The sequence below is a fragment of the Sphingobacteriales bacterium genome (genome assembly GCA_016719635.1).
Taxonomy (GTDB): Bacteria; Bacteroidota; Bacteroidia; order Chitinophagales; family JADIYW01; genus JADJSS01.
This window is the reverse complement of record JADJYT010000002.1, coordinates 56,382-81,228: the sequence shown is the minus strand read 5'-3', so window position 1 is coordinate 81,228 and position 24,847 is coordinate 56,382. Positions and strand designations below refer to the sequence as shown.

At 40.6% G+C, this 24,847-nt stretch carries 24 protein-coding genes; 19 read left to right on the top strand and 5 right to left on the bottom strand.

The window, feature by feature from the left end; translation table 11 throughout:
* Positions 1-15 precede the first annotated feature (15 nt).
* From nrfD to IPM95_04520, 14 genes are all read left to right on the top strand, one after another.
* Positions 16-1,455 (top strand): polysulfide reductase NrfD, encoded by a 1,440-nt coding sequence (gene nrfD, locus IPM95_04585; GenBank protein ID MBK9328591.1) that lies wholly within the window; start codon positions 16-18, stop codon positions 1,453-1,455.
* Between the two features lie 27 nt (positions 1,456-1,482).
* On the top strand, positions 1,483-2,013 hold the full coding sequence (locus IPM95_04580) for a DUF3341 domain-containing protein (GenBank protein ID MBK9328590.1): 531 nt from the start codon (positions 1,483-1,485) through the stop codon (positions 2,011-2,013).
* A 3-nt stretch (positions 2,014-2,016) separates the two neighbouring features.
* Positions 2,017-2,613 carry a cytochrome c gene (locus tag IPM95_04575; GenBank protein ID MBK9328589.1) on the top strand — a complete coding sequence of 199 codons (597 nt, stop codon included), beginning with the start codon at positions 2,017-2,019 and terminating at the stop codon, positions 2,611-2,613.
* A gap of 21 nt (positions 2,614-2,634) precedes the next feature.
* Entirely contained in the window at positions 2,635-3,939 is a 1,305-nt protein-coding gene (locus tag IPM95_04570; GenBank protein MBK9328588.1) for a hypothetical protein, read from the top strand.
* A gap of 12 nt (positions 3,940-3,951) precedes the next feature.
* Positions 3,952-4,986, top strand: coding sequence for a cytochrome c oxidase subunit II (locus tag IPM95_04565; GenBank protein MBK9328587.1), 1,035 nt, complete (start codon positions 3,952-3,954; stop codon positions 4,984-4,986).
* 35 nt (positions 4,987-5,021) lie between these two features.
* The gene (locus IPM95_04560; protein MBK9328586.1) at positions 5,022-6,848 is read left to right on the top strand and encodes a cbb3-type cytochrome c oxidase subunit I; all 1,827 of its coding nucleotides are present in this window, start codon (positions 5,022-5,024) and stop codon (positions 6,846-6,848) included.
* Positions 6,849-6,941: 93 nt separating this feature from the next.
* A complete protein-coding gene (gene cyoE, locus IPM95_04555) occupies positions 6,942-7,778 on the top strand; it encodes a protoheme IX farnesyltransferase (protein ID MBK9328585.1) in 837 nt (278 codons plus the stop codon).
* A gap of 2 nt (positions 7,779-7,780) precedes the next feature.
* Positions 7,781-8,404 carry a hypothetical protein gene (locus tag IPM95_04550; protein ID MBK9328584.1) on the top strand — a complete coding sequence of 208 codons (624 nt, stop codon included), beginning with the start codon at positions 7,781-7,783 and terminating at the stop codon, positions 8,402-8,404.
* A gap of 130 nt (positions 8,405-8,534) precedes the next feature.
* Complete coding sequence (locus IPM95_04545; protein MBK9328583.1) at positions 8,535-9,164, top strand: cytochrome c oxidase subunit 3; 630 nt, start codon at positions 8,535-8,537, stop codon at positions 9,162-9,164.
* A 25-nt stretch (positions 9,165-9,189) separates the two neighbouring features.
* Complete coding sequence (locus IPM95_04540; GenBank protein MBK9328582.1) at positions 9,190-9,516, top strand: cytochrome C oxidase subunit IV family protein; 327 nt, start codon at positions 9,190-9,192, stop codon at positions 9,514-9,516.
* A gap of 7 nt (positions 9,517-9,523) precedes the next feature.
* Positions 9,524-10,267, top strand: a complete 744-nt coding sequence (locus IPM95_04535; protein ID MBK9328581.1) for an SCO family protein — start codon at positions 9,524-9,526, stop codon at positions 10,265-10,267.
* Positions 10,268-10,444: 177 nt separating this feature from the next.
* Positions 10,445-11,002 carry a DUF420 domain-containing protein gene (locus IPM95_04530; protein MBK9328580.1) on the top strand — a complete coding sequence of 186 codons (558 nt, stop codon included), beginning with the start codon at positions 10,445-10,447 and terminating at the stop codon, positions 11,000-11,002.
* A gap of 551 nt (positions 11,003-11,553) precedes the next feature.
* Positions 11,554-11,928: a fibrobacter succinogenes major paralogous domain-containing protein gene (locus tag IPM95_04525; protein MBK9328579.1), complete on the top strand. Its 375-nt coding sequence runs from the start codon at positions 11,554-11,556 to the stop codon at positions 11,926-11,928.
* An 833-nt stretch (positions 11,929-12,761) separates the two neighbouring features.
* Positions 12,762-14,015 carry a 3-phosphoshikimate 1-carboxyvinyltransferase gene (locus IPM95_04520; protein ID MBK9328578.1) on the top strand — a complete coding sequence of 418 codons (1,254 nt, stop codon included), beginning with the start codon at positions 12,762-12,764 and terminating at the stop codon, positions 14,013-14,015.
* Here the strand turns inward: IPM95_04520 and IPM95_04515 are convergent.
* The 4 genes from IPM95_04515 to IPM95_04500 all read right to left on the bottom strand — a co-directional run bounded on the left by IPM95_04515 (position 14,009) and on the right by IPM95_04500 (position 18,512).
* Positions 14,009-14,617, bottom strand: coding sequence for a hypothetical protein (locus tag IPM95_04515; GenBank protein ID MBK9328577.1), 609 nt, complete (start codon positions 14,615-14,617; stop codon positions 14,009-14,011). The genes IPM95_04520 and IPM95_04515 overlap by 7 nt on opposite strands.
* Positions 14,618-14,767: 150 nt before the next feature.
* Positions 14,768-15,160 carry a hypothetical protein gene (locus tag IPM95_04510; GenBank protein ID MBK9328576.1) on the bottom strand — a complete coding sequence of 131 codons (393 nt, stop codon included), beginning with the start codon at positions 15,158-15,160 and terminating at the stop codon, positions 14,768-14,770.
* Positions 15,161-15,226: 66 nt separating this feature from the next.
* A complete protein-coding gene (locus IPM95_04505) occupies positions 15,227-15,883 on the bottom strand; it encodes an outer membrane lipoprotein carrier protein LolA (GenBank protein MBK9328575.1) in 657 nt (218 codons plus the stop codon).
* Between the two features lie 94 nt (positions 15,884-15,977).
* Positions 15,978-18,512, bottom strand: coding sequence for a DNA translocase FtsK 4TM domain-containing protein (locus tag IPM95_04500; GenBank protein ID MBK9328574.1), 2,535 nt, complete (start codon positions 18,510-18,512; stop codon positions 15,978-15,980).
* A gap of 126 nt (positions 18,513-18,638) precedes the next feature.
* Between IPM95_04500 and IPM95_04495 the strand changes: the two genes are divergently transcribed.
* Positions 18,639-20,144: a hypothetical protein gene (locus tag IPM95_04495; GenBank protein MBK9328573.1), complete on the top strand. Its 1,506-nt coding sequence runs from the start codon at positions 18,639-18,641 to the stop codon at positions 20,142-20,144.
* Between the two features lie 6 nt (positions 20,145-20,150).
* Here IPM95_04495 and IPM95_04490 read toward each other — a convergent pair whose 3' ends face one another.
* Positions 20,151-21,338 (bottom strand): hypothetical protein, encoded by a 1,188-nt coding sequence (locus IPM95_04490; protein ID MBK9328572.1) that lies wholly within the window; start codon positions 21,336-21,338, stop codon positions 20,151-20,153.
* 150 nt (positions 21,339-21,488) lie between these two features.
* Between IPM95_04490 and IPM95_04485 the strand changes: the two genes are divergently transcribed.
* From IPM95_04485 to IPM95_04470, 4 genes are all read left to right on the top strand, one after another.
* Complete coding sequence (locus IPM95_04485; GenBank protein ID MBK9328571.1) at positions 21,489-22,664, top strand: acetyl-CoA C-acyltransferase; 1,176 nt, start codon at positions 21,489-21,491, stop codon at positions 22,662-22,664.
* 89 nt (positions 22,665-22,753) lie between these two features.
* Positions 22,754-23,425, top strand: coding sequence for a hypothetical protein (locus tag IPM95_04480; GenBank protein ID MBK9328570.1), 672 nt, complete (start codon positions 22,754-22,756; stop codon positions 23,423-23,425).
* 105 nt (positions 23,426-23,530) lie between these two features.
* A complete protein-coding gene (locus IPM95_04475) occupies positions 23,531-24,142 on the top strand; it encodes a hypothetical protein (protein ID MBK9328569.1) in 612 nt (203 codons plus the stop codon).
* Between the two features lie 102 nt (positions 24,143-24,244).
* Positions 24,245-24,802, top strand: a complete 558-nt coding sequence (locus tag IPM95_04470; protein ID MBK9328568.1) for a hypothetical protein — start codon at positions 24,245-24,247, stop codon at positions 24,800-24,802.
* Positions 24,803-24,847 lie beyond the last annotated feature (45 nt).

Here is a 24,847-nt window from a genome sequence, read left to right as displayed (position 1 = left end):
GTAAAGTTACATATAATGGCAAGTCATTTTGAATCACCACTACGAGAACCGTTAATACACGGCAACAAGACGTATAAGGATATTACCAATGATATCGTTAGACCGACGACAGGAAAGTTGCAGCCCAAATGGATATTTTGGACATCAATTTCTGCTATTGTTGCAGCATTTGGTGTGTTTTGTCTGGTATGGGAGGTTACTTTCGGTATCGGAACATGGGGTGCAAATAAAACGGTAGGCTGGGCATGGGATATCACCAACTTCGTTTGGTGGATCGGTATTGGTCACGCAGGCACTCTGATTTCAGCGATTTTGTTATTATTTCGTCAGAAATGGCGTACCGGTGTAAACCGTGCAGCGGAAGCGATGACGATTTTTGCTGTAATATGTGCGGGCTTATTTCCGGTATTCCATATGGGACGCGTATGGGATGCATTCTTTATTTTCCCTTATCCAAATACAAGAGGCCCGCTCTGGGTAAACTTTACTTCCCCGTTATTGTGGGACGTATTTGCTATATCCACTTATTTTACTGTTTCCTTATTGTTCTGGTATACAGGTTTGGTGCCTGACTTCGGTACCGTGAGAGACCAGTCTAAAACTCCGGGAAGATGGAAGTTTTATAACTTCTTAAGTTTCGGTTGGGTGGGAAGCGCCAAACACTGGGAACGCTGGGAATCACTCTCTTTAATTTTAGCGGGTTTATCGACTCCATTGGTACTTTCCGTACATACAATAGTATCTTTTGACTTTGCCACATCGATAGTTCCCGGCTGGCATACCACGATTATGCCGCCATACTTCGTTGCTGGTGCGATATTCTCAGGGTTTGCGATGGTATTAACCTTGATGCTCGTTGCAAGACACGTCATGGATTTGAAAGAATACATCACACTGGCTCACATAGAGTCTATGAATAAAATATTACTGCTAACCGGTACGATGGTGGGTATTGCCTATCTTACAGAGATTTTCGTAGCCTGGTATTCCGGAAATATGTATGAACAGTACGCTTTTGCCAATAGGGCAATGGGTCCGTACTGGTGGTCTTACTTCGGAATGATGTTTTGTAACCTGGTATCTCCTCAGGTATTCTGGTTCAGAAAAGCGAGACGCAGCGTTACCATTACTTTTATCATGTCTATTTTTGTGAATATAGGTATGTGGTTTGAGCGTTTCGTAATTATCGTTACCTCCTTACACAGAGACTATCTGCCATCCAGCTGGCTGTACTATTCGCCAACATGGGTAGAGATTGGTATCTATGTGGGCACGATGGGAATCTTCATGACTTTCTTCCTGTTGTTCTGCCGGTTCTTCCCGGCAATCGCTATAGCAGAGGTGAAATCTATCCTCAAAATATCCGGTAATCAATTCAGGGAAAAACAATTGTCAGAAGTGAAAGAACAGGAAGTCTATAAAGATGTGACTGTTAAGGCAGGAACTTGGGATTAATATTTTAAATTCATTATCAGCAATAATATGAGCGATACAAAAAAATATCTGGTAGGAATGTTTGACGACGATGATACGCTGCTGCATGCAGTAAAAGACGTTCGCAAAGCAGGTTATGAAATTACGGATGCGTTTACACCTTTCCCGGTGCATGGTTTAGAACATGCCATGGGATTAGAACCTACCCGTATACACACGGCGGGGTTTTTATTCGGTGCAACCGGTCTGACGGTAGCATTAAGTATGATAACCTTTATCAATAAATTTAACTATCCGACGGATTTCGGTGGTAAGCCTTATTGGGGTTTATTGGCATACGTGCCGATTGTTTTTGAGCATACGGTACTATTTTCAGCCATTGGCATGACGGTTTCTTTTTACTATCTGTGCAAATTATGGCCGGGCAAGAAACCAAGGATTGTTGATGAAAGAACTACCGATCATTTATTTGCATTGACATTTGAATTAGACAATACTAAGGGGGCTGATTATATCAGTGCTGTTTCCGAGTTATTGAAAAAAGAAGGTGCCATTGAAGTTTATCAAAAAGAAGTATAAATCATGTTCAAGAAGTATCAAATCATATTAATCGTTTTAGTGCTTGGATTGTCATCCTGCATACGTAATTCGAAGAAACCGGGAAGAGAATATTTATGGGATATGGCTCATCCGATAGCATATGAAGCTGGTTCGGTCAATCCGATATACAAAGACGGAAAAACCAATCAACTGGCACCGGAAGGAAGTATTGCCAGAGGTAAATATATTTATCCCCTTTCGGATACTGAATATGTAAAAGCCGCTACGGCCATCACCAACCCATTCATCTTTACAAATGACGAGATTCAGGAATCCGGGAAACATCTTTATACCGTTAATTGCGCTGTTTGCCATGGCGATAAAGGTGACGGACAGGGGCATTTGGTTCAGATAAATAAATTTCCGCCACCGCCGTCCTACCTGATGGAACCGTTGCTGTCCAAACCGGATGGACAGAGATATCATTCCTTGATATATGGACGTAATTTAATGGGTTCTTATGCATCCCAGTTAAACCACAGAGAAAGGTGGCTGGTACTGGCATATGTAAAAAGTTTACAGGGTACTGCACAGCCGACAGCATCAGTTACTCAAACGGATTCAACCATAACTAAATAATAAATTAAACAGAAACTCGCAATGAATACATACGTTTTTGATTCGAGCACAAAGAAAAAACTATTCCTCTCCTTCGGCATTGGCGCTTTACTGTTGTTGCTGGGGATATTGTTTTTTGAGGGTAACAGTTCAACTGTCAGCCATGAGGCGGCAAAGCATGAGACAGCTGCCGTATCGCATGAAACTGCAAAGGCTGCGGCAGGTGCTGAAGCACACCACGGTGAAGCTGTAACACTCAGCAAAACCATTCTGATGAATACATACAATGTTTTCTACTTTGGGTTTTATATTGCATTGGCGGCCATGTTTTTCTTAGCCGGCACCAATCTGGCCTGGGGCGGATGGCAGATACAGATACAAAAGATTCCTTTAGCCATTGCAATGAATGTCATCCTTTTTTTAGGTCTGCTGCTGGTCATGTTTGCCTTTTTTAATCATGATATTTTTGAATGGTCTCACGACTATTTATTTAACCCGAAAGATGCCCGTTATGACGAACTGCTGGCTTCCAAACAGGATTTCTTAAACATGAAAACTTTTTGGATATTCTTTGTTATTATTGCAGGAAGCTGTATAGGGATGGTATTATACTGGTGGAAAACGCTCACCAAACTGGATACCGCTCCCTCTCTGAAATTATTTTCCAACAGCCGGATGATTGCCGCTGTCACTATTGTTATCATCGCATTTGTTATTAACACATTTGCCACCTGGTTCTGGTCAATGTCCATTCAGCCGCACTGGTACAGTACCATGTTCACCTGGAATACAATGGCAGGAGCTGCCGTTTCCATGTTCTCCGTTTTAATACTGCTGATTCATTACCTGAAAGGACAGGGCTATTTACCGAATGTAAATGAAAACCATTTGCATGACGTCGCTAAACTCATGTTTGCTATCAGCGTATTCTGGATGTATACGTTCTTTTCACAGTATATGCTGATCTGGTATGCGAATATTCCGGAAGAAACAGAATTTTTCAGACTTAGAAGAAATGCAGATAACTACGGTATCCTGTTTCACCTTGCCATTGTCTTTAACTTTGTGTTGCCGTTCTTTATCTTAATGACACGTAATTCAAAAAGAAGCAAGAACATAACGATTGTGACTGCTTTTATCATCATTTTGGGTCAGTTTGCATGGTTCTTCCTGATGAATTGCCCTATGATACTGCCCAAAGGCGGGTTCGGTTTAATTAGTTTAGGATTATTATTTATGATCGGGAGTGTATTTATATTTGTTACCTTAACTTTTCTGTCTAAAGTAAAAGATTTGGCATCTACCACACACCCTTATGTAAATGAAAGTTATCACCATCATATTTAAATTTAGCAAGACATGTCAATTATATTAGGCTTATTAACGTTAGTGTTGTTGTACATCGTAATTGTACAAATAAGCAAGGCTTCCGATTTAATCAAATCATTGCGTTCGGGTGATGAACAAGAGGAATCTTTTGGAAACGGAGCCTTGTTTACATCTGTAATCGGATTTGGCGTTCTCCTTTACTCTTTAGTAACCTGTTTCGTTTATGCCCCCACTTTGTTACCCAAGCCTGCATCCGAGCAGGGTGTTTGGATAAACGACTTGATGAATGTGACATTGCTTTTAACCGGTATTGTTTTTGTTATTACACAGGCGCTTTTATTTTGGTTTGTATATAAATATCATTACAGAAAAGGAAGGAAAGCTTTCTTCTTTGCAGATAATAATAAACTGGAAGTGGCATGGACAATTGTTCCTGCCATCGTGCTGACATTTTTAATCGGATTTGGTATTCAGAAATGGTTTAAGATTTTCTCTCCGGCTCCTAAAGATGCAGTGTTGATTGAAGCAACCGGTAAACAATATGCTTGGTCGATTCGGTATTCCGGGGCAGATCATACTTTAGGTAAAAGGGATTTTACGTTGGTTAATCCCGACAACGAGCTGGGCATTAACTGGAATGATGCTGCCAGCCATGATGATTTTTTAGCAGATGAAATCGTTTTACCGGTGAATAAACCTGTGTCAATAAATATCGGTGCCCTGGATGTAATTCATAATTTTTGGTTACCTCACTTCCGGTTAATGATGTCTGCCGTTCCGGGAGTTCCTACCCATTTGTGGTTCAGGCCTACGGTCACTACTGAAGAAATGAAAAAAGAAACAAAAAATCCGAATTTTGAATATGTTCTTGCTTGTAACAAGTTATGCGGTTCAGGTCATTATAACATGAAGAAAACGGTCAGGGTGGTTACTCAGGAAGAATTTGACAAATGGTTCAGAGAACAAAAATCATATTATACCACTGTCGTGAAACCTGCAATGGAAAGTGCTGCTCAGGGGAATAAAGAGGCGGCTCCTGTCACTGCTGAAATCATTAAAAAATAATAATAAACACAATACTCTTAACTAAAGCCAAGAATATGGAAGCGACATCAGTTATACATCCGGAATCAAATGTTCATGCGCATAATCAGGGACATGGAGGCGGACATCACCATACGGAAACATTTATATCAAAATATATTTTCAGCTTAGACCATAAAACCATCGGGAAACAGTTTCTGACCTTAGGCATGTTATGGGCAATAATAGGCGGTGGAATGTCAGTGCTGTTTCGTGTACAGTTAGGCTGGCCCGATGAAACATTTCCTATTCTGGAAAAAGTTTTTGCTGCCTGGTTTACAGATGGAAAATTAAACCCGGAAGCCTATTATGCGCTGATAACCATGCATGGCACCATTATGGTGTTTTTTGTGTTAACGGCAAGTTTGAGCGGTACATTTGCGAATGTGTTAATTCCATTGCAAATCGGTGCCAGGGATATGGCCTCTCCTTTAATGAATGCTTTATCATTCTGGTTTTTCTTTATAGCAGGAGTTATCATGTTTGCTTCCCTTTTCCTTCCAACCGGGGCCGCATCTGCCGGATGGACGATCTATCCGCCGTTGAGTGCATTACCGCAAACATCACCCGGATCCGGTAATGGTATGACATTCTGGTTGATTTCCATGGTCTTATTTGTTGTCTCCACTTTACTGGGAGGATTAAATTATATTTCAACCGTATTGAACATGCGTACCAAGGGTATGACCATGTTCCGGTTGCCATTGACGGTATGGGCATTGTTTTTTACAGCAATCATAGGTGTATTGTCTTTCCCGGTATTGGTTTCGTGTGTGGTCTTGTTGATTTTTGACAGAGGATTAGGTACGAGTTTTTACTTATCTAACATCGTCATAGGTGGAAAAGCATTGCCCTATGCCGGCGGTTCTCCCATTCTATTCCAGCATTTATTCTGGTTCCTCGGACACCCCGAAGTTTATATAATCATATTGCCTGCCATGGGGATGGTTTCTGAAATCCTGGCAGTTCATTCCCGTAAACCGATATTTGGCTATAAAGCGATGATTTTCTCTATTTTAGGAATTACCGTCTTAGGGTTCATCGTATGGGCGCATCATATGTATCTTTCCGGCATGAATCCTTTTTTAGGGTCTGTTTTTACCCTCTTTACGCTGTTGATTGCTATTCCTTCTGCGGTTAAAGTTTTTAACTGGCTTACTACTTTATGGCGGGGTAATATCAGAATCACACCACCATCCATGTTCGCCGTTGGTTTTATATCTATGTTCATATCAGGTGGTTTGACAGGTATATGGTTAGGTAATTCTACCATTGATATTCAGTTACACGATACATATTTTGTAGTGGCTCACTTCCACATCGTAATGGGTATAGCGGCATTCTTCGGTATGTTTGCCGGTGTTTACCACTGGTTCCCAAGAATGTTCGGCAGAATGATGAATGAAACCCTGGCTTACATTCACTTTGCAATAACATTCATAGGATCGTACCTTATTTTTTGGCCTATGCACTTTATCGGCCTTGCAGGAGTTCCAAGAAGGTATTATTCATTTAACGAGATTGAAGCATTCGCTCAGTATGGCGACTTGAATAAGATCATCAGCGTTGTCTCCGTGATTGTATTTTTAGGACAGTTTATTTTTCTCATAAATTTTGTGTGGAGTATTTACAGAGGCAGAAAATCTACACAAAATCCATGGCAGGCAAATACATTGGAGTGGACTTCGCCTATTGAAGGGATTCATGGAAACTGGGAGGGAGAACTGCCAACCGTATATCGATGGCCTTATGATTACAGCAGAAATCCGGACAGCGATGTTGATTTTATACCTCAGACAGTACCATTGACTGAAGAAGAAAAGAAGGATATTATTCATCATTAATCAAAAATTGGCTGCTCGAAAGTGAAAACGGAAAGAATATATACAGATGTGCCGTCAATTGGTAAGATACTTTCTTTAAAGGTGAAAGATGTTATGGAGTTGACAAAATTCCGCTTATCTTTTTTAGTGGTGTTTTCTGCTGTTATGGCGTATGTTCTGGCGCTGCAAACATTTTCTATAGACTGGTTGAATATTCTATTCCTCTCGATGGGTGGTTTTTTAGTGACCGCTTCTTCCAACACAATCAATCAAATCATTGAAAAAGATATCGATAAACTGATGGACAGGACCCATAACCGTCCGTTACCCGCCGGAAGAATGAAAGTAATGGAGGCTTGTTTAATAGCGGGTATATGTGGTGTAACAGGAATAGGTTTGTTAGGTGTTGTGTTTAATCCTATCAGCGGGTTGCTGGGTGCATTAGCTTTAATATCGTATGCATTTATCTATACCCCTTTCAAAAAAATAAGTCCGGCAGCCGTATTCATCGGGGCTATACCGGGTTCTATGCCCTTACTCATTGGTTGGACGGCAGCAACCGGAAATATTGGCTCAGGCGGAATTGCATTGTTTGCCATCCAGTTTTTTTGGCAGATTCCACATTTCTGGTCGATTGCATGGCTGTTAAATGATGATTATGCCAAAGGGGGATATCAGTTACTGCCCAGTACAGAAGGAAAGACCAGAACCACTGCATTGCAGAATATACCTTACCTGTTTTGTTTAATTGCTGTAGGTTTGCTTCCCTACTTTTTAGGATTGACCGGTAAAATTTCAATGGCGGTAAGTTTGATAGCAGGGTTATACTTTTTGGTAAACGGCATACAACTGGCTACCGATTTGTCCGACAAAAGTGCAAAAAAGCTGATGTTTGCATCATTCATTTATATTCCGGTCGTATTTATTGCGTTCGTCTTAGATAAAATCTGATTATGGCATCAACGGTAAAATATAATACGAACAATCAGGGTGCACACCGCTTCACGATGTGGTTGTTCATCATTACCACCTCGATGATTTTTGCAGGTTTTACAAGCGCTTTTTTAGTTCGTAAAGGAGGGGGAGGTGCCTGGACATCATTCAGTATTCCTGAAATATTTAAGGTGTCAACCGTATTAATTTTATTAAGCAGTGTGTTTTTGCAGGCTGCCCATATGGCTAATAAGAAGCAGCATAAATTAATGACCGCTACCGGGTTGTTTTTTACGTTGATATTGGGTGGTTTTTTTTGCTATTTTCAGGTACAAGGTTGGCAGCAGTTAAACGATGCAGGTGTTTATTTATCGTTCAATCCCAATCCTGCAGGCCCCTATTTTCTGGTGATAACATTTATTCATGCATTACATGTGGCGGTGGGATTGTTATTCTTGATTATTGCATTTTTTCACGCTGTAATTTCACTCAGGAGAACAAATAGTAATGAAATATTAAGTAAGATTGAAACATCCGAAAAAGGAATACTCAAAATACGTACCGATTTGCTAACTTTATTCTGGCATTTCATGGGGATACTTTGGGTGTATTTATACTTCTTTTTAACCTTGAATTTAAAGTAGATAAAATAATACTGTAATGGCAGAAGTTTTAGAAATATCAGAAGAACATCACACCGATTTGTTGCCGACGCCTGATAATGGGGAAGGTGGTGAAAAAACAGCTATGAATATCAGTTATGGCAAGACCATGATGTGGTATTTTCTGCTGTCAGATGCATTTACTTTTTCAGCATTCCTGATTGCTTATGCATCTATCCGGCTGGCTCAGCCCTGGTGGCCGAATCCGAATCTAGTTTTTAAATCTTTCCCGGGATTAGGACATGCCAATGCGCCGTTGGCATTCGTCAGTGTTATGACATTTGTACTGATTCTGAGTTCTGTGGCGGTGGTACGTGCAGTGCAGGAAGGGCATAGAATGAATCAAAAAGGTGTAATGCTCTGGATGCTTGGTGGAATTTTAGGAGGAGCCATTTTCTTGGGTTGTCAGGCCTGGGAATGGACACACTTAATCGGAGAAGGGCTGCGTCCGTATTATAATCCATTCGGACCGGATGCTAATGGTATAACACATTTGGTGGAAGAACACATGGCTGTTTCCCCCGGGCCGATTGCTTTCGGGGCGTTATTTTTCGGCATTACAGGATTTCACGGATTTCACGTGTTTACAGGGGTGTGTATTAATTGCTGGGCATTTTTTGCTACTGCAAACGGTACGTTTCAGAGAAGAGGCCATTATGAAATGATTGAAAAAGTTGGCTTGTACTGGCACTTTGTAGACTTGGTCTGGGTGTTCGTATTCTTAGCATTCTATTTAATGTAATATTGTAAAAGTTTAAAATTAAGATATGTCTAGTCATTTAACAGAAGAACAGTATCAGTCGGGTGTAAAAGCCGTATGGAGAGCTACAGCAATATTAAGTATAGTAACTGTGGTGGAAGTGGCTGTCGCATTGATTTTAGGCCCACATTTACCTAAGATTATAATGAATACATTCTATGTATTGGCCAGTTTGGCAAAAGCTTTCTTCATTGTAGGTGAATTCATGCACCTGAAATATGAGAAACGCGCATTTATGCTGTCTTTGGGAGTTCCGTTGGTGTTCCTGGTTTGGGCAATTATTGCTTTTGCAACAGAAGGGCATTATTGGAATGTCTTGAATTATCCTAAATAAATTTCATTTGAAAAACAACAGGAGGATTGGATTTATTACGGCTATAATTGTAATTGCGTTATTTCCAATCGTATTTTTTCTGTTTTTTAATTACCTGAATCATCACAGGCCTACGCTGGAAACAGATAAGTGTTTGCCTATTTATGGTCCGAAAGAGGCGTTTAAATCTAAAAATTATAAAGGAAAGGATATCATTGATACTGCCTACTTCAGGGTGCCTCCTTTCTCCTTCTTGGACCAAAACGGTGACACCATCACAGAAGCCTTTATGGATGGTAAAGTTACTGTGGTCGATTTCTTTTTTACTACCTGTAAGAGTATTTGTATTGATATGACAGGAAACCTGCAACTTGTTCAGGATAAATTTATAACGGATAAGGATGTACTGATACTTTCCCATACAGTTGACCCTGAAACAGACTCCGTTAAACAAATATTTAATTATGCTGTTGAAAATGAGGTCAATTCAAGGATGTGGCGTTTGCTTACCGGTGACAAAAAAGAACTTTACAAACAAGCGAGAAACGGATATTTTGTCACTGCCTTGCAGGGCGACGGCGGTCCGGCAGACTTTATACATGAACAAAAATTTGTGCTGATAGATAAAGAACGCAGGATTCGCGGTTATTACGACGGAACGGATAAAGCAGCCGTTGAACAGATGATTAAGGACATTCAGATGTTGCTGGTCAGTTATATCGTCCCGATGAAAAAGGATGACCCCAAGTGGAAGAAGACTAAAAGTCAATAGTATTGTCATTGCGAGGCGAAGCGATGGTATCTTGAATTAAGAGATTGCTTCACTGCGTTCTCAATGATGGTTCTTCGCTTTACGTCATTGCGAGGAACGAAGCAATCTTTTGATTTTACGAACATGCAAAACCATGTTTCGTGTCTCACGAAACACTTTTACATCTTAATTAAAACAATGGATAATAAAGATATTTTCAAACCGGTGCTTGTCAAAAATGATAAAAAAGCAATTTGGATTATCGGTGTATTTTCTTTTGTAATCTTTTTAGCCATCACAGCATTGTCCAGAATAAAAGTAGATATTGATTTAGGCTTCAATCCGCACCTTTTTGCAAAGTTAAACGCATGCATTAATTTTACGGTAGCCGTTTTATTGCCATTGGGTATTTATTTTGCAAAAAACAAAAAATATGTTTCTCACAAGCGCGTGATGTTCGCCGCGATTGTTTTATCATCACTTTTTTTAGTAAGTTATATATTACATCATTTACTTACTTCATCCACATCATTTCCAAAAGATGCAGGCAGCATAAAATATTTTTATTACTTCATTTTAATCACTCATATTTTTTTAGCAGGAATTATTTTGCCATTCATATTACTTACCGCTTATCGTGCGTTGACAGCAGAATTTTATACACATAAAAAGATAGCACGCATTACATTTCCAATCTGGTGGTATGTGAGTATTACAGGTGTAATCGTGTATCTGATGATATCACCTTATTATTAACACATAATAATACGGTATTCTAAAACTAATGTTTATTGCCATTATTTTGAAATAAAATATCTTGAAAATTTGGTACCCTATCCATTTTTTTGTATATTGGTTTTGTGATTGTTCAGATTCATGCGTACAACTAACAATAAGCGAATTTCCTTACAAGTCAGCCTCTTTCCGATTTTTTATAGCTTTTTTTGTATTCATATAAAAAAGTAATCGATAAACATTTTATTAGTTAACCATAAAAACAAACACTATAAAAACGAAAGTTAAATTCCTCATCATTTTTGCACTTGCAATAATTATTTTTTCCTGTAAAAAAACCACCACACCCCAATTTGAGTGTGGAGATACCATTACAGATATTGATGGAAATGTATATAATACAATAAGTATAGGAGGACAATGCTGGATGCAAGAAAACTTAAAAACCAGCAAGTACAATGATGGACAGCCATACCAACAGGTTTAAGTGATGCAGCATGGGAAGCCACTACCAGCGGAGCATATGCCATTTATGATAACAATGCAGCAAACAACACGACTTACGGCAAGCTATACGGTATGCAGTAAACACGGGGAAATTAGCCCCTGCGGGCTGGCATGTACCTACCGATGCAGAATGGACAACACTAACCACTCATTTAGGAGGTGAATCTGTAGCAGGGGATAAGATGAAAAGCACCACTTTATGGACACCTCATGCAGGTATAACCAATACCAACACCAGCGGCTTTGCAGGTCTTCCTGCGGGTTACCGGTACTACAATGGTACATTCGACGTCATTGGGTACTACGGTATCTTTTGGTCTTCTACGGAGAACTTTACGAACAATGCATGGTACCGCAGTCTGAGTTACAGTAGTTCAGATGCTTACAGAAACAACTACAATAAGGCGTATGGCTATTCCGTCCGTTGTGTCAGGGATTAATTATTTTAATATTTGATTTATTTACCCCTAAATCCCCTAAAGGGGACTTATATAACATCGCGTCACGGTAACCGTGGCACGATTCGTTTCACGTCATTTCGAACCGCCAGCCGACGGAGAGAAATCACGAACAAGCAAAACACTTGCTAATCCGGTCTTTCTAAATACAATTCGGGATTCCTATCTCCATTCGGAATGACGGTGCTCATTTTCTCCCTTCCCACCAGAGTCTCACATTGTGGACTCTGCGTAAAACTTAATTCGGTATTAAGATTTAAATAAAATAATAACTTAACCATGTATCTGTAGTTTCTTATTAACTTTGTATAATGCAAATCAGGAAATATATACCATTCTTCTTTACAACAATACTTGTGTGGGTTTCGCTTCTTTCCCAAGCTCAATGTGCCATGTGTAAAGGATCTGTGCAGACATCCCAATATGCAAAGAGCATTAATGACGGTATAGAATATATGCTTTGTATCCCAATAGTATTAGTTGCAGCCATTGCCCTGCTGTGGATAAAGAACAAAGATAAATTTCATGTCAAAGAGAATTAATCTGTAGACTCTAAAGTCTAAATTGATTTGCATTGTTTCCAACTACCGGGTTTGTTTTTATTGTACGAAGCAATGCTGTAAAATTAGCGAAGCATGGCTTTCAGCATTTGTGCTGATTTTATCTGCGCTTGATTTCGATTGAAAGGAGAATCAAATTGCCTTAGTACAATGAAAATGGTTTTTGGTTACTTTTTGCCATCAAAAAGTGACAAAAGATAAAATATACAACATGGTTGTTTTTAGTATTTTCATTATTCTTCGTACTATTGCATCATGTCTTTGTTGTATAGTATAAAAAAGCCTGCCACCGGTTTTATTAAGGGTTCCATTCGGTTAAATGGCTCTAAAAGTATCAGTAACCGTTTGCTGATTATTAATGCGTTGTGCAATCATCCGATAAAAATGGATAATTTGTCCAATGCGGATGATACCGTTTTTTTACAGCGAATACTGGAATCGAAAGATACCGTGCTGGATGCAGGTGCCGGCGGTACCACTTTCCGGTTTCTGACAGCTTTGCTGGCAACACAGCAAAGCAGAGAGGTCGTGCTGACTGGCAGCGAACGTATGCGACAGCGTCCCGTAAAAATCCTGGTGGATGTTTTGCGGCAATTAGGAGCCGATATTACATATGAAACCAACGAAGGACTTCCGCCATTACGCATTAAAGGGCAAAAATTAAAAGGGGGCAGGATTACCTTACCGGCGGATACCTCGTCCCAATATATAACCGCTTTACTGTTAATTGCTCCGACGCTGGAAGAAGGCCTGGAATTGGAATTAACCGGTACGATTGTTTCCGTTCCATATATCAAAATGACCTTGAGGATGATGGAGTATTTCGGCATACAAACAGTATTTGACGACAAGAGGATTTATGTCAAAAGCGGTATCTATCAGGATAGGCCGTTTTTTGTAGAGGGAGACTGGAGTGCCGCCTCCTATTTCTATTCCTTAGCCATATTGGCTCAGGAGGCTGAGATAATACTGGACGGGCTTACCTCCCAACAGATCCAGGGTGATAGTGTCATCGCTACTATTGCAGCTGATTTTGGAATAGAGACAATCTATACAGAACATCAGGTGCTGCTTAGAAAAGTCTCTAAACCGGCATTGAAGAGCTATTCTTTTGATTTTTTGGAATGCCCGGATTTGGCACAAACAGTGATTACCTTCTGTGCAGGCCTTGGAGTTGAACTGCATTGCAAAGGTTTGCAAACATTGCGAATAAAAGAAACGGACAGGATTGCAGCACTGGATTCGGAATTGCAAAAATCAGGATTAGGTTCATTGGTTGAAGTGGATGATAATAACTGGCAATTAATGATAAGTCAACCATCGGCCGTCAACCGTCAACCATCGACAATTTTAACATACGATGATCACCGAATGGCTATGGCTTTTGCACCACTGGCTCTTGTGTTGGGGGAATTATTCATTGAAGAACCTGAGGTGGTGACAAAATCTTACCCGGTGTTTTGGAATGATTGGAGAAGGCTGGGGTTTGAAATAAAAGAATGTCACTGAATGATTTCCTTTATTCTTGTAAACATATAAAACGGAGCATCCACAGCACCCATGTTTACAAGAAATTCCGGAAGTGTACCTCCCGCAGAACTGAAAGCCTGATGTGTCAGCTGTACTTTTCCATTTTCCAGAGGATCGATTTTAAAATAAGCCTTCATCATGGGAATCCTTACATAGTTTTGGTTCAATGGTATCAGATTGGGTGCCGCCTCAAAGTTAATCATGATATTGCCTTTCGAATCAGGCTCTTTGAAGATCATATGAGAGATGGACTCTCTGCTTTTTATAAGGGGAGCAGAAATGATGAGGTAGGTGTAAAAATCATTATCGTTGATTTTTTTCAGGATTTTTGAACTGCCGGGTACCGCCTTGAACATCCATTTATCGTATTGAGGTACATTTTTGAAGAAAGTAATCAGCTTTTCCGGTGTGGTATTAATAACAGTGGATACTTTATATTCTTTTAACTGGGAGTTGGGTGTCTTTCTGGTCCACACCTTTATGCCATCCTTGTCTTTTTCCAGTTTCCAGCTTTCTTCGGCAGAAGCTATGGACTCGTGGATAAACAGAATGGATACGATTAAAAAGAAAGCTAATCTCATGTCTTTTATTTTTTGTCAGAACAAACCAAATGGCTGAAAGTTTAATGATTAGAAATACAACGAACTAAAAATAAAAAAAATAATTTTGAATCGGGTATTTGAAAAGGGTATTCTTATTTTAGAAGGCTTTGAAATGTTTACTATATGACATCAGACTGCTGTGTCTTCCCACAATTCTATCAGATTGTTTTCCGGGTCAGTCAGTTGTGAAAATTTCCCTTCCGGATACGATTCGATAGCTTTGATTGCAATATTTTTGGATTGGAGGGATGCATGTAATTCCCCCAGGTTATAAACTCTCAGATTCAGGCAAAAGGCATGGAATTCAAGTTGTGGGCGATGTTTGCTTTGTAAAATAGAGAATGCCGTGTAATGTTTTTTACCTGTTTCATTATCCGGATAATGATAAGAAGTGTAATAGGCCTGGCAGGTATCTGTTGATTCAAATGGTATTCCCAACTGTTCAGTATACCACTCTGCCAATGCTTTTGCATTTTCAGAGTAGATAAAAATTCCGCCTAAGTGAGCTACGTTTTTTTTCATGCAGTTTATTTGTAAATGCTGTTAGAAAGTTTCATAAGTTAGTACAAGCAGATAAGAGAATCAGTACTACATTCTTAAGTCTTCAATATGAACTCCCGGGTGTTTGCCTGCGTCAAATTTAAAGATACTGTCTTCTAAATTCGCTTTAGAGTTAAAAGAGGTGACCTGATATATGTAATGTGTCCCGTTCTTATCGAACACTTTCATCCGCTTTATGTATTTTGCATTTTTGTCAATCCAGATGCGAACTTTAAAAAACGGCTTGCTTTTATCTTTAGGCATAAGGTCAACAACGGAACAGTTTGTTTTGTCAATGACTTCCTCTCCATTCATCATATAATTGAAGTCATTCTGATAAATGGTAAACATATTGGAAGGGGTGATATCTTCTTTGTTTGCCTCATAATCATTGATCTGAACTTCATTGATATCTTTCAGATAGGTCCAGACGCTCTGTTTGTCGCAAAACACTTCCTGTTTTCCCATGACCATTTTGTATTTTTCACCTTTCAGGTAAACATATCCGTTTTGTGTGGTTGTTTTATTCTGAGCTGGGTTGGTCGTCGTTAATGCTATTTCCGCTTCAATGGATGAAAAACTTCTGTAGGTTTTACTGACGGCATCCAGCAATACTTTTGCTTTCGGGTCATTCAGTTGTTTATCACCCGTCTGAAAACCGAGTAGGGACAATAAAAAAGTAAAAATTGAAAAAAGTTGAATCATGCTGATTTTGTTACGCGCTTTATCAATGTATGAAAACGTTAACAGCCACAAATGTAATAGATTTTTGCTATTTCAATCTGTCCCATTTTAGTTTTCAGGCAATATCCTGCAAAATCCGTTCCAATTCTTCTTCGGTTTTGATATAAACCTCTCTGGCTTTGCTGCCGAGGTTCGGACCAACGATGCCGGCATTTTCCAGCTGGTCCATGAGTCTGCCCGAACGGGCATAACCTAAAGCTAATTTTCGTTGAATCAGGGACGTAGAGCCTATCTGATTTCTGACGATTAGCCTTGCCGCCTCCTCAAACAATTCATCCCGTTCACCCATATCTAATGCACGGTCGCCATTGGCGGCCTCTTTAGGGTCTATGTATTCCGGTAATTCATAAGGCGTTGGAAATCCTTTCTGGTCACCTATGAATTTGGCAATATGCTCCACTTCCGGTGTATCTACGAACGGACACTGCAATCGGGTGATTTCCCCGCTTTGAGATAGCAGCATATCACCGCGGCCAATAAGCTGGTCTGCTCCTCCGGCATCCAGAATGGTCCTGGAATCTACTTTTGCCGTTACCTTAAAGGCTATCCGGCCCGGAAAGTTCGCTTTTATCGTTCCGGTGATGATGTTGACGGAAGGGCGCTGCGTGGCGATCACTAGATGGATGCCGATGGCACGGGCTAACTGTGCCAGACGGGCGATAGGTGCTTCCACCTCTTTGCCGGCGGTCATCATCAAATCGGCAAATTCATCCACTACCAGCACGATGTAGGGCAAAAAGCGGTGGCCATTGTTCGGGTTCAGTTGCCGGTTTAAAAACTTCTGATTGTATTCTTTGATATGACGGACGTGCGCCGTCTTTAACAGCTCATAACGGGTATCCATTTCTATGCACAAGGCATTCAGGGTATAGATTACTTTTTTATTATCGGTAATGATGGCATCCGTCTCATTCGGCAGTTTGGCAAGATAATGGTTTTCAATTAATTTGTACAGCGTGAGTTCCACCTTTTTAGGGTCCACCAATACGAATTTTAATTCTGCTGGATGTTTCTTATACAGTAATGAGACAAGAATGGCATTTAATCCGACAGATTTCCCCTGGCCGGTTGCGCCAGCCATCAGCAAGTGCGGCATTTTTGCCAGATCAATGACAAAATCCTCGTTGGAAATGGTTTTACCCAATGCTATGGGAAGTTCTGCGTCTGATTTTTTAAACTTTTCACCGGCTATGAGTGAACGCATGGAAACGACGCTTTTCTTTACGTTGGGTACTTCAATGCCAATGGTGCCTCTGCCGGGTATCGGAGCAATGATACGGATGCCTAATGCCGCCAGACTCAGCGCGATATCGTCTTCCAGATTTTTAATTTTAGAAATCCGGACACCTTTTTCAGGTACAATTTCATATAGGGTGACGGTAGGGCCAACCGTCGCTTTTATTTTTTCGATGCCGATGTTATAATTCAATAAGGTTTGAACGATTTGATTTTTATTTTGCTCTAATTCTTCCTTGTTGATTTCTATCTGTCCGCTGCCATGCTCTTCCAGTAAATCGATGGATGGGAATTTGTATTTGGATAATTCCAGTCTAGGGTCAAAATTTGTATCCAGGCCAAAATGTTCTTTATCCTTTGGTACACCGAGGTTTTCATCAATAGTGCCGAAAGCCTGTACTTCTTCAATTTCAAAGTCGGGGTCCAGTGTGAATTTTTCTTTTTTTGGTGTTGGCTGCATTACCGGCTGCTCCAATTCAACTTCCTCCGTTTCTTTTTCTATCAGTTCCATCTTTATGCCTTCCGGCTCATGCACCGGCTGCTCTTCACTCAGGATTTCAAAGGTCTCATCTTCAAAATGCGGAGTCGGATTTTCGGTTGCTTCCGGAAGGATACTTTCCATTTCATATCCATCTTCATTTATCAAATCATCTTCCTTGTAAAATTCATCGACCGAATCATCAGCGTTTCTATGTAAGGCCATTTCTTTTCTGCGTTCTTCCCATTGCTGTTTCCAGGAATTGAATTTCTGATATGCGTCTTTTAAATTGAAGCCTAAAAACGTAAAACCGATGATACCAAGTAAAATTCCTAACCCCAGCCTGCCCATTAAGGTGGAAAGCCATTCGTAATTATTGACACCTAATCCGCCGCCGAAAGGGAAAGACGCATTCGGGAAAATAAATGATGCCAGCGTAGATATAAAGACGATCCAGAAAAGAGAGGTGAAAAATATTTTGACAGGTTTAAATATTTTCTCTTTAAAGGTAAGATTAACACCTATGGTAAAAAACAGATAAGGCAAAAAGAAGGATGCAATTCCGAATAAATCGAAGTAAAATATATGGGCTAATAAAGCACCGATTCTGCCCATGCTGTTCTGTACCAGGACCTCCTTGCTGAAAATAATTTTCCAGGAGAAGTTCAACACTTTATCCTGGTCATCTTTCCAGGTGAACAGATAGGAACAGAATGCTACAAACAATAATACGGCAATAAACAGAAAAAACAAACCGACTCCGGTTTGCACAGTTTCCGCATCAATCAATGGTGCGGGCACACCTTCGTCTGCGGATTCTTCCACTGTCTTTTTTTTTGCACGTTTTGCTTTCTCTTTTACAACGTCTTCAGCCATAAAACAAAGATAAGCGGATAGGGGTATGTCAGGTAAAAAGTATAATGCACAAATATTGATAACTTAAGATGCTGATTTAATGGACAAGTTAAAAAAATCGCATTTAAATTTTTCTTAGCTTTGAGTATGGTAAAAGCACGGGTTGTAATGGTGTTTCTTTTTTTTTGTGCAGCAGCCTGCAGAAAGGATGTCATTCAAAATACAGCTAACCCGTTTGTGGACGAACCGCCTGAAAATAATTTTTTGGCGGACTCGCCCTGGCCCATTACGCATTGCAATCCTTATGCGCAGGCTTCATCTCCATATAATGGCCCATCAACCGCTGAAGGTGAAATTTATAAAAAATACCAGTCCGGAACACCCGGTATGATTACCATTGCCATTTCGGGTATTTATCCGAGTGGCAACAGAGTACTGTGGGGTGGAAATGCCTCACATGTGGTGAAAGCGATTGATACCGGGAACGGTTTTGATATCATCGCATATAAAGAAAAAGAAGATGTATCGGTCGGCTCTGTTTTTTCTGTTGATGCATCTACCAGCGGCGCTTATACGTTGATTGATAAGGATAATATCTTTTATACGCCAAGAGGAACCAGGCTGTATGCATACGGCGATGCTATCCCGGGTGATGCGTTTTCGCCCATTCAGTTACTCCGTTCGTTTGAAATCCCATCGGCCTTAACGGCAGCGGATGAACGCATTGTAGGTATGACAATGACCTATGACGGGCATATTGCATTTGCAACGAATAACGGATTGGTTGGATTGGTCAGCAGAAATTTTTCGGAATTTCATTATTATCAGTTTGCCGGAGAAGAGATATCCAATTCCATCGCCTGCGATGAAAACAATGGAATCTATGTCGTCACTTCTAAAAAAATGTACAGGGTACAATGGACTGGAATGGAGCTGTCTGTTGCGGAAGCCAAAGGGGGATGGTCGGCGGATTATGAAACCGGCAGCGGTGGTTCAGGCATACGGCTGGGAGCTGGTTCCGGGTCTACGCCAACGTTAATGGGTATTCAGAATCAGGATAAATTTGTAGTGATTACGGACGGGCAGGATTTGATGCATCTCGTTTTATTCTGGAGAGATAAAATTCCGGTTGACTGGCGCCAGATTCCGGTCACCAAAGACAGGAGAATTGCGGCACAGGTACCCGTTACATTTGGTAACCCCGCTGCAACCCGTTCACTCTCCGAACAGTCGGTATGTGTGCGAGGCTACGGTGCATTCGTTGTGAATAATGAACTGAAAAATGCGGGCAGCAACAAGACAGCCAATATTTTGCTGTCCGGTTTGCCGGGGAATGCTCCGTATGGTGCGGAGAAATTTATCTGGAACCCATCTTCACGCCAGTTAAGAAGTGCATGGGTGAATAAGAGTGTCAGCCTTCCCAGTGGTATCCCATGTATGAGTTCGGGAACGAATCTGGCCTATTGCATGGGACAAAAAAATGGAATCTGGAATTTTACCGCTCTGGACTGGAACACCGGAAATACAGTCTTTGAGATTCCGTTTGGAAACCAGCTGCAATATAATTCAGCGTATGCCGCGACTGAAATTGGGTTGAATAATGGTTTATACAGCGGAACATTATTCGGCGCGGTAGGAGCATGGCAAAAATAGGTAAGGTTAATAAACTACTTCAAATCCGCCGAAATTGGTCAGGTATGCTGTTTTACTCATTTTAACCCCTTTGGGTGCTCGGTCTCCAATATAAGTGTCGGCATGAAGATAGTTGATGTTAAATACCTGGTTCAGGTTTTTCAATACATCCGGAACCTGGTTCATGTTATAGGTATAGTCTGCAGCTGTCAGTAAATTCCTGTAAATAACTAATCCTTCATTTTTTAACTCCGGTACCCATTCTATGAAATTCAGTCCGGAAGCCCTGGCAATGATGTCGGATTCTTTCCTTCCTATTACGACATAAATATTCCCGTCTGATGCGATTTTAAAATTATAATCTGCCAGTGTCTTATAGTTATAGGTTTTGCTGTCGCCCAGGCACAGCGAAAAATAACGCACATCAGCCGCCGGTATGGCAGAAAGCTGACCCGCAAAGGCAGGTGGATGGAATTTTAATATGGCCACTTCGTTGGGATATAATTTAAGTGGGGCGAAAATATATTGGTTGTCAAGGTTCGGAAATAAACCTAGTCCTGCAAATCGAAAGAAGTTAATCTTATTGCCTTGCTGTAAAAGCTGTGTCAGGTTGATAATCCGGCTTAAATCATCCACAATATTATTAAAATCAGCAAAAGTGATGGAAAGTGGTTCAGGTGTCGGGACCGTTTTACCGGTTGCCAGATCAAACGCTTCAATATCAGGTAATGGAACACCGCCATACACATCCTTTTCTGCCAGGTAATTGCGCAGCAATACGTTGACATCCGTGATGGAATCAGGGAACAGGAGTTTGTTGGGGTACGATTGTGCTTCCGGAATATCCGGCAGCATATATACCGTGTAATTTCTGTTGCTGTTCTGAGAGAGTGTAATGAACGGATTTTCATTGCCCGCATCCGGCATTAGCTGAATATCCGCCAGGCTGGAAATACTGCTGCGTGTATTCAGGTTATAGACATTATAGCTTTGGTATCTTGCATACATGAATTTTGCCTTCAGTCGCAAACCGGTTTTATCTCCTGTAGCTCTGTAAAAAGAATAGCTGAAATAGTTGGCGCTGGAATCCGGCAGGAAGGGTAAATCCGTCCGGCTGCCGATATTGTCCAGCCAATAGTGAACGGATGTAATGTTTTCCTTCCTGCAGCCTATAAAGAAACCAACTGAAAGCAGTACTGCAAACCATTTCTTCATACCATCTAATTTAATCAAAAAAGTTAAATCATACTATAGCCTGACGCAAAAATCAGCTACCTTTTTGAAAGAAGTTAATCTTTATTTTATCTGATATTGATATCATGGGGCCTGATTTTAATTAATTTTACCTGTATAAAACAGATCAACATGCAGGAAGTATTTATTGTATCGATGGCGAGAACGCCAGTAGGAAGTTTAAGCGGCGCGTTAGCGGGTGTTAACGTGATTGAACTTGGAAAGACAGTGGTGAAAGCTGCCATGGAGCGTGCTGGCGTGAACGGCGATCAGATAGACGAAGTATATCTGGGGAATGTGTTGCAGGCTAATGTCGGACAGGCACCGGCACAACAGGTTTCGATAGCGGCCGGAATCAACACCAAGACACCCTGCACTACCATCAACAAAGTGTGTGCTTCCGGTATGAAAGCGATTATGCTGGGGGCTCAATCGATTATGCTGGGTGACAACCACGTAGTGGTCGTCGGGGGCATGGAGAGTATGAGCAATGCTCCGCATTATCTGCCCAGCGGACGGACAGGTATCCGATATGGAAATGGAGAAATACTCGATGCCATCGTACGGGATGGTTTGCAGGATCCTTACAAAAAATATATGATGGGCAATGCCGGTGAGGTGTGTGCCAAACATTATTCTTTTACAAGAGAAGATCAGGATAATTATGCCATCGCATCTTATAAACGTGCCCAGGAAGCGTATGCAAACGGTTATTTCAAGGATGAAATAGTACCCGTAGTGATTGCTTCCAGAAAAGGGGATGTCTCCGTCACAGAAGATGAAGAATACCAGAAATTTGACGAAGGAAAAGTAGGCGCTTTAAAGCCTGCTTTTGATAAAGAAGGAACCATTACCGCCATTAATGCTTCTAAAATAAACGACGGAGCCAGTGCTATGGTGCTGATGAGCGGAGATAAAGTGAAGGAATTGGGTATTCAACCATTGGCGAAAATAGTTTCTTTCGCGGATGCATCTCAGGAACCGGAGTGGTTTACAACGACACCCTCTAAAGCGATTCCAAAAGCATTAAGCAAAGCAGGTTTAAAGATCGAAGACGTTGATTTCTTCGAAATCAACGAAGCCTTTTCCGTGGTGGCACTGGCCAATATGAAAGAGATGAACATTGCGCACGAGAAAGTGAATGTCTTTGGCGGTGCGGTGGCATTGGGACACCCGATAGGAAATTCAGGATGCAGGATAGTCGGAACCTTGATTTCCGTATTGAAACAAAAGAATGGAAAAATAGGCGCAGCCGGTATATGCAACGGTGGTGGCGGTGCGAGTGCCATTGTTGTGGAAAAGGTGTGAGTAACTTAATTTGTGTTAATTTTTACTTGTTATTAGGTATATACACTTTGGTTTTTTAGTTATACATTTGCTCAACAAAATTAACCATTATGAAAAAACTTATTAAATCAATGATCGTATTGGCTGCTCTGATCTTAACCAGCAATACATTCGCAAGCGAACTGGGCATTAACATGGCAAAAATGAACATGTATGCCGCCTCCAAACCAGCTAAATCTTCCGGTGGCGGAAAAGCCTTTGAGGGAAAAGGGTCAAAAATAATAACTATCGGTTTAGGCTTATCCTCCTACATCGGTGAATTTGGTAAAGGCGGATTTGCCAGTTACGTTGGACACAGCTTTGGATACGGATGGGGATACGGCGCATTCGCTTATTCAGGAACATTATCCGTTCAAGCTGAATTTGGTGTCCATGATTATGTAGGTGTTGGCCTCGTTACGGGTATTGGTGGCAGACATTTTGGCGGTAGCAGCGGAAATTTATACGTACCGATAGGGATTTTAGCTAATTTCCACTTTTTTCAGTTGATTGCGGATAAGAAAAATGTTGCCGTTGGCGATAAATTAGATTTATTTGTTGGTTTGAATTTTGGTTCTGGTTTAGTTGCCCATTTTCCATCAGGTTCTGGTAGTGTGGGAGGTATTATCTTTGCAGGCCCACAATTTGGTGTCAGATACTTCTTTACTGATAAAATCGGTGTTAACTTTGAAGTTGGATATGGTAAGAGTATAGTTGAAGGTGGTGTTTCCATCAAACTGTAATTACTAGTTCAATATAATTTTATATAAATCCTCCGTACATCGGAGGATTTTTTTATTTCAGAACTGAATGAATAAGTGATACATTTGCAGCATAATATTAACGGGATGAAATTTTTTATATTCTTTTTGGGTAGCCTCTTTTTTGTTAACTGTTCCATTGCAAATGAAGGCTATGATTTTGCAGTTAAGGATTCCCTGAAAAGAATGAAAGACAAATCAGCACTGGAACTGGAAGGTATTCATAAAGGGTTCATCCAGATGGATGTCAATTTTAATTTCGGAAGCCATTATGCCTTTACCGGAAAGAAAACTGATAGTCTGTCGCTCAAAAGTTATCAGCTTGGATTTCGGCCAGGCATGCTCTTGAATTTTGATGTAGCGGCCCATCCGTTCTTTAGTGTTGGGGTATTCATAGGATACGATGCGGGTAACAGGCAGGCGGGTATTGGCGTTGGTGGCAGAGGGGTTTTACATCTGTACCAGATGATTTATCAGAAAAAACAAACCAAAATTCATCCGGCTAAATTAGATGTATATATCCCTGTGCATGCAGGCGCCATTATACGAATAGGCAAAAGCGTGGGTAAATATGCCGGTGCTACAGCAGGAGCAGGTATCGGAATGCGATATTATTTCTTAGACCATTTGGGTGTGAATATGGAAGCCGGCTGGCTGGAGATGTGCGTAGCGAAAATCGGCATGGCGGTGAAGTTTTAATGCTGCTGATTTTTTTCCGTTAATAAATTATTAGAGTAACTGATTTTTATCATTGATTTATTTACGAATTCGGAATATATTTACTTAATAAAATAAGTTAATATGAAAAAAATTACCATAACCCTTCTTTTCATGGTGTTCTTGCTTCAAGGTTTCAGTCGTGGAAAGTTTGAAAACGCTTTTACTGCCGTTAAACCTAAAGCGACTGAACCGGTTGATTATTATAAAAAAGGATTTGTGAGTATTACGGAATTAGGTGTGGCTTTCTCCGGCAGAACGGCCATTTTTTCTTTCAATGAAGTGTTGGGTGGCCGTGTTTCACCTCACTTTGGGATTGGATTGGGTATTGGTACGGAATATGGAAGGGGAGGATTCATATCTTTTCCAATTACATTAGATATGCGTGCTTACTTCTTAAAGAAGAGAGTATCTCCGTTTATCAATATCGCACCCGGTTATCAGTTAAATACGTTAGTTTCTGCATTTACAGGCAGCATATCTCACAACTTCGTTTCGAATACCGGACTTGGCGTTGAGTTTAAAATTATCAAACAAGTTGGTGTTTCACTAAACGGGGGATATCGACTAACGGTTAATCCGGTTTCCGGCTCTGTATTTCTAGGTCACGGCGGATACGTTCGTTTCGGAGTCGTGTATTAGTATAATAGTGAACTGAAAAAAATAAGTCGACGGTCAATACTAAAA